The 6022-nt window shown below is 46.2% G+C and carries 3 protein-coding genes and 3 pseudogenes; 1 reads left to right on the top strand and 5 read right to left on the bottom strand.

Annotated features, from left to right (window positions below; translation table 11 throughout):
- The 4 genes and pseudogenes from UC14_RS23785 to UC14_RS26805 all read right to left on the bottom strand — a co-directional run.
- A pseudogene (locus UC14_RS23785) lies at positions 1 to 535 on the bottom strand (IS110-like element IS4321 family transposase); the annotation flags it as partial.
- Between the two features lie 334 nt (positions 536 to 869).
- Positions 870 to 1892, bottom strand: a complete 1023-nt coding sequence (locus UC14_RS23780; protein WP_112198560.1) for an IS110 family transposase — start codon at positions 1890 to 1892, stop codon at positions 870 to 872.
- Between the two features lie 277 nt (positions 1893 to 2169).
- Positions 2170 to 3630 (bottom strand): sensor domain-containing diguanylate cyclase, encoded by a 1461-nt coding sequence (locus UC14_RS23775; protein WP_112198559.1) that lies wholly within the window; start codon positions 3628 to 3630, stop codon positions 2170 to 2172.
- 741 nt (positions 3631 to 4371) lie between these two features.
- The gene (locus UC14_RS26805) at positions 4372 to 4560 is read right to left on the bottom strand and encodes a hypothetical protein (protein ID WP_157962150.1); all 189 of its coding nucleotides are present in this window, start codon (positions 4558 to 4560) and stop codon (positions 4372 to 4374) included.
- Between the two features lie 262 nt (positions 4561 to 4822).
- Between UC14_RS26805 and UC14_RS23765 the strand changes: the two are divergent.
- Positions 4823 to 4942, top strand: a pseudogene (locus UC14_RS23765) (transposase); the annotation flags it as partial.
- Positions 4943 to 5155: 213 nt separating this feature from the next.
- On the opposite strand, the pseudogene UC14_RS23760 reads toward UC14_RS23765, so the two are convergent.
- Positions 5156 to 5905: pseudogene (locus UC14_RS23760) on the bottom strand (IS110 family transposase); the annotation flags it as partial.
- Positions 5906 to 6022: the final 117 nt, after the last annotated feature.

Here is a 6022-nt window from a genome sequence, read left to right as displayed (position 1 = left end):
GCAATAACTGGCTGAGGTATAGAGGCAAACTATTGTCCTCAAGAAGGGTACTCAGTCGGCTAATAACGGCAGCTCCTCGTGGAACGCTGATGCCAAATTCCAGCAGAAAAGCATGCATCTGATTGGTTGTTTTTACCTTATCCTGAACCAAGGATTCACGGACACGATGCAGCGCACGCATTGCCTGCTGAGATTCAGTTCTGGGCTGTACAAAACGCATAGACGGACGCGATGCAGCTTCACAAATAGCTTCGGCGTCGACAAAGTCGTTTTTGTTACTTTTAACGAATGGACGGACAAATTGTGGTGATATCAGCTTAGGAAAATGCCCCAACTCTTCCAACTTGCGTGCCATAAAGTGAGAGCCACCACAGGCTTCCATTGCGATGGTTGTAGCGGGGCATGTCGCCAAAAATTCGATTAACTTTGGCCGTGTAAATTTTTTACGGTAAACAGCCTTGCCGCGACGATCTTGGCAATGAATATGGAAAGAGTTTTTACCCAGATCGATACCAATGAGCGCAATGTTTTCCATGATAGTTCTCCGAATGAAAGCCTATCCTCAGCATAGTACCGGGAAGGAGGGAGTGACCATCTCATTAATTATCCTACTATAAGGGCTTCCCCGAACAGTCAACGCCGGTTTTTAATTTCTGTCTGTTCATCAATGAAAGGCAAGGGATGAGACTGCGCTACTATAATCGGTCACGCTGAATCGCTATTGATTCGGGCCCTGATGAAAGACGCTCGTGAGATCCTCCCTCGTTAATCGGATAGTGATATCCAGTAGGATATGCAGATACTTCTCTCGGGATTATAACCCTTTATCATCAAAGAGTTACAGTTCAGTTACTACTCAGTTTAATTTTTCACGTTGTTGAATACAGTCTGAAGTCATCGCCGTAATGTAATGATGCCCAGCACAACCTCGCATTCTTGGCGGCGATTGCAACGACAGCACGCCAGTATCCCCGCCTACCAATCAACGAGCAGACCCAACGGCTAAACGAGTCCGTTCTATTCTCTGCCCCTACCATTACAGAACGGGCTCCCTGGACCAGCAGGGTTCGCAGGTAGGCATCACCCGCTTTTGTTATCCTGCCAAGCTTTGATTTTCCGCCACTACTGTATTGTGATGGCGTTAGCCCCAACCAGGCTGCCAGTTGGCGTCCGTTCTTAAAATCATGGGCATTGCCAATACTGGCGACCAGCGCACTCGCTGTTGTGGGCCCAATACCTTTCAGTTCCATTAACTGCTGGCTGCGATGATCTGTTTTGGCAACACGAGATAACACCCTGTCATATTCGGCGATTTTCTCTTCAATATTAGTTACATACGCTAATAGACCATCAATGCACAGCCTGACCTGTACTGTCAGAGTTTCTTTCTTGTCAGAAACAGCATGACGCAGAGCATCAGTGCTTTGTGGGGCAATAACCCCGAATTCAGATACCAGTCCACGAAGACGGTTATACGTCGCTGTTCTTTCCTGAATAAATCCCTGTCTTGTCCTATGTAAGCATTGCATTGCCTGCTGGCTTTCGTCTTTGACGGGTACAAATCGCATATGCGGCCGCTGCACAGCCTCACAAATGACTATTGCATCAGTTGCATCATTTTTCCCGGTCTTACCCGCCATGCGATAGGGTGAGACAAATTTCGGTGCCATCAACCGGACATCATGGCCATACTTCCTGAATAATCTTGCCCAATAGTGGGCACCCGAGCAGGCTTCCATTCCAATGACACAGAGAGGTAAACCAGCAATGAGTTCAGAAAGTGCTGCACGCGACACCTTGGGTTTAACCAGAACTGCTTTACCATTCTGGTCAACGCAATGAACAGCAAGCACATTTTTAGCAAGATCGATACCGACAATGGTGATGGTCATAATGAATCCCTCTGGGTCAATGTTTATCCCATAATTGCACGAAAGTTAATCAGGCGCTTATCCAGGGGAAGTCCCTTCCATTCGTTAAGCGGTTTAAGCTTAACGGATGATTTCGTCCCATTGAGCGGAAACCCCTGACCGTAAGGGATGTACGGAACTATCAGGCTGTCCGTTTGTAGTTGTACTAACTTTCGGACATACAGGCAGAGTGGTGTACGGTAATCGTCGGTTTAGTAAAGGATTATCGCGGCAGCCCATCACTCCGCTGCCTGCCGGATTATTCATCCATTTTTACGACACAATTCCGCCCCTGCCGCTTGGCTTGATATAAAGCAATATCTGCGCGCTCCACCAAGGATCTCAGTTCCTCATTGCCTTGGGTCTCTGCAATTCCACAGCTTATGGTGATCGGTATGGTTTTGCTTCCTGAGATTAACGGTGATTGTGCAATGTGCTCGGACAGGGTTCGCATACGCGCCACAGCTTGTTCGCCGTTGCATTCCGGCATCAACACCAGAAATTCATCCCCCCCCCAGCGACACATGCCGTCGGTGTACCGCAGAGATGTTTGTATCAGCCTGGCGATGTGCACAATGGCCAGATCGCCAATGCTATGACCGTGAAGATCGTTGATGGGTTTAAAATAATCGATGTCGATTATCGTCAAGCTCGCCAGCTTGCCCTGTTGCAACATATTTGAACGCATACGCAGGAAATGATGTTCAAATGCCTGGCGGTTCATGACACCGGTGAGCTTATCTTTGGTGGCCATTTGCTCCAGCCGGCGCTGATATCCGCCGATGGTCAGCCATAGCAGTAATAAAAACAGCACACTGACCACAATGCCGATGCTCAGGTTCTTCAGTAGCGTGATGAAAAGCACCTTTTCCAGAGGATGATTGCTTTGTTCAACCATCAAATACCAATCGAACTCGGGTAATAAACGAGTATTGAGTAGCACTTGCTGCCCCTGGACCTGATACCGGTAGCTTCCGCCGGGAACAGTAAGAATAGCGGTAGTCAGTGGACCTAATCCTGGTTGCTGCCTGATATTCGCTGCGCGTTGGAAGGATTGACCATGCAGGACTACTTGTCCGCTTTTATCTACAAAGTAGATAGTCCGGCTATAGCGCTGCTCATATTTTTCAATCAGCACCTTAATCTTTTCCACTGAAATACCAATACCAGTAACGCCGATAAAGTCACCTTTATAGTCATTGACCTTATGGTTAACGAATACGTCAAGATGGGTATGATCCTCTGGATCTGGACGGACATCAATCGAATAGGGTTTGTCCACGGGCAGCACTTTAGCCAGGAAGTACCAACGGTCCCGTAGGGTCTCTTTAGAGACTGTTTCGAGGATGCGTTTGGGGTCATAGTAACGATAGGTTTTATCAGAAACGAAATAGGAAAAAACGGTATCGAAACGATGGTCTATTTCGTTGAGGTAACGAATCATTGCATCAGGATCCTGTTCATGATTTAAAACCCAATCACGAACAAAAGTATCGTGAGCCATCAAAGATGCAATAAGAATGGGTTTCAAAAGATCTTGCTGAATTTCTGAATAGACATTATCACTGGTTAGAGGCAGGATATTTTCCTCAATTTCATTATTTAGGGATTGTCGTGCGACTTCGTAACTGCTCCAGCTAATGAGCATAAAAGCGGTTAATAGCATGAAAGTAAATAAAATAATGACCCGTGTTTTCGTCAACCAATAAGGGCTGTTCATTCAATTTCCCTAAAATGTCTTGTAATGGCAAACATGGTAAATGCACTCTGCCTAAGCAGCTAAGTCGGGCCTGTTACTCTTATTAGTGGAACCTAAATGATCTCATCTGTGCTTCGTCGTGCTAATGATTCTAGCCGTTCCGTGATCTCGTGATCCGTTACAGCATATTGTTACAAATTTCGTTCTACTGAGCGACAGACTTCTGTATAGCATATATTTGACATGCTCCCCCGTTCATCAGGTGTTATGTTCAATGCGAGTGACTTACGTGTATCCAAAAACCGCCCGGATGGGCATAAAATCATTTTTACTCGAACTGGTGGAAAAGGCTGGGGTGCATGGGGGATAAAATTGTCCTAGATTCGAGCGGTAAGAGCATAAAAAAAAGGCCGAGCGTCGGCCTAAATAAAGGTGGCAATTCTATTTATTGATAATGGATTACATGGATGTAACGGCCATAATTATATGGTCTTTTTTTTATAAAAAAAGTGCTTTTCCAGCCAATACCACTTATTGTTGATAGCTACTTTAAATTTTATTTTTGTCGTTTTTTTTGAAAATAAATACTGGATTTTCAGTGAAATTGTCTGCTTATAATTTTGACAACGAGAGAGTGGAGAGTATGTTGACTTCTGCCTTGATGCCGATTTTGGAGAAATAGAATGCTTGTTGCCCTGCGGTTTCTATAGTTGCTGGCAGGGATGAACATCGAGATTCGTCACACGGGCGTAATGGTAAATGCTAAACTTCGACGGCTATTTGGAGGTCACTATCTTTGTTCACGCGATCGATGATCCTGTGAACAATTTCATAGCTTTTCCCATTGTGAGTTTTTACATCGCCCGCAGCATAAATGCGATTCTCAGATGTTTTCACTACTGGAAGTTTCTCGCCATTTTTATCAAAGAAAATCCATTCATAATTATACATATAGCACCATTTTAAGTTGTTTTTTGTTATATGTATTATACCGGATAAAAGAATGTCGTTTCATTTTTTTAGCGATGTTCGAGAATCAGTACTTCGTTCGGTGATTTTGTTCTGGCGATATAAGAAACTGGCTACAATCGACATGGTCTGCCCTTGAACCGCAAATGTGCCGGCAGACACCGGCTACATGCTGACCTGCTCCCCGTTGATTAATACACCACGATGTTAGTAATGTCTTCATAAGCCACATGAGGACATCCCCATGAAGAAGCGTTTTTCCGACGAACAGATCATCAGTATCCTCCGCGAGGCTGAAGCCGGGGTTTCTGCCCGTGAGCTCTGCCGTAAGCACGCCATTTCCGACGCCACCTTTTACATCTATGGACTACCTCCGTTTTGCAAGTACTGAATCTGGTTTTGGGTTGTTGCTTACATCTATCCGGCATCAGGAAAACCTGTGCCCAAATGGGTAATCCGCACACTATCGCCTCAACAACTGGACGGCCTCTGAGGCCAGTGTAAAAATCAGGCTCCGATTGTGCAGGTGCAACCTGTCACCATTTCTCAGTACGCTGCAACTTTTGCTGGCAGGAGATTAACTTCCTACTGCCTGATACTCCGTTTCATTTCTCAGCATCGACCAGATTATTCTCGCGTTTTTGTTAGCGACCGCCACGGTCGTTTTATTAAATCCGCGCCGTTCCTTTAACTGGTTAACCCACTGATTCATATAACCATCATTGTTATTCGTGGCAACCCTGACGACAGCGCGGGCACCATGAATAAAAAGTGTCCGCAGATGCTTGTCGCCTTTTTTCGTCATATTCATCAGCACCTGCCTGTCGCCACTCGAGTGCTGGCGTGGAACCAGACCAAGCCATGCAGCAAAGTGACGGCCATTCTTAAATTCAGTTCCTTTGCCAATGGCAGCAACAACGGCCGTGGCCGTTTTAGGGCCAATGCCTTTAACTTTGGCGATACGCTGACAGGCTGCTGATTGCCTGAATACTGTTTCAATTTCCTTATCAAAAAAATGGATCCGACGCTCGAGATCGTTAAAGAGATCATAGAGTTCCGCGATTGTTCTACGCATACGGGGACTGAGACCGTTTTCTGCATCTTCAAGGATAACAGGAATAGCCCGGCGAGCTCTGGAGACAGCACTGCCAATGGGGATCCCCCGGTCAAGTAACAACCCTCTTATTTGACAAACTGTCGCGGTGCGGTGATTAACAATACGCTGCCTTGCCCGGTGTAAGGCCTGGATATCCTGCTGTTCCGGGCTTTTTGGCGGCACGAACTGCATTGTCGGTTGCATCAGAGCCACTGCGATGGCCTGTGCATCCAGCTCTTATTATTTTTCCTCCGGTCCGGAGCAGTTATGTCAGACAGCACCCTTTCCTTCGTTCTTGTCGTTGTGGATGCGTTGACTTACCGCCTCCCCACAGAACCAATAACGTTG

This window comes from Rahnella sp. NRRL B-41462 (assembly GCF_003263525.1).
Taxonomy (GTDB): domain Bacteria; phylum Pseudomonadota; class Gammaproteobacteria; order Enterobacterales; family Enterobacteriaceae; genus Rahnella; species Rahnella aceris.
This window is presented reverse-complemented; position numbering and strand designations above follow the sequence as displayed.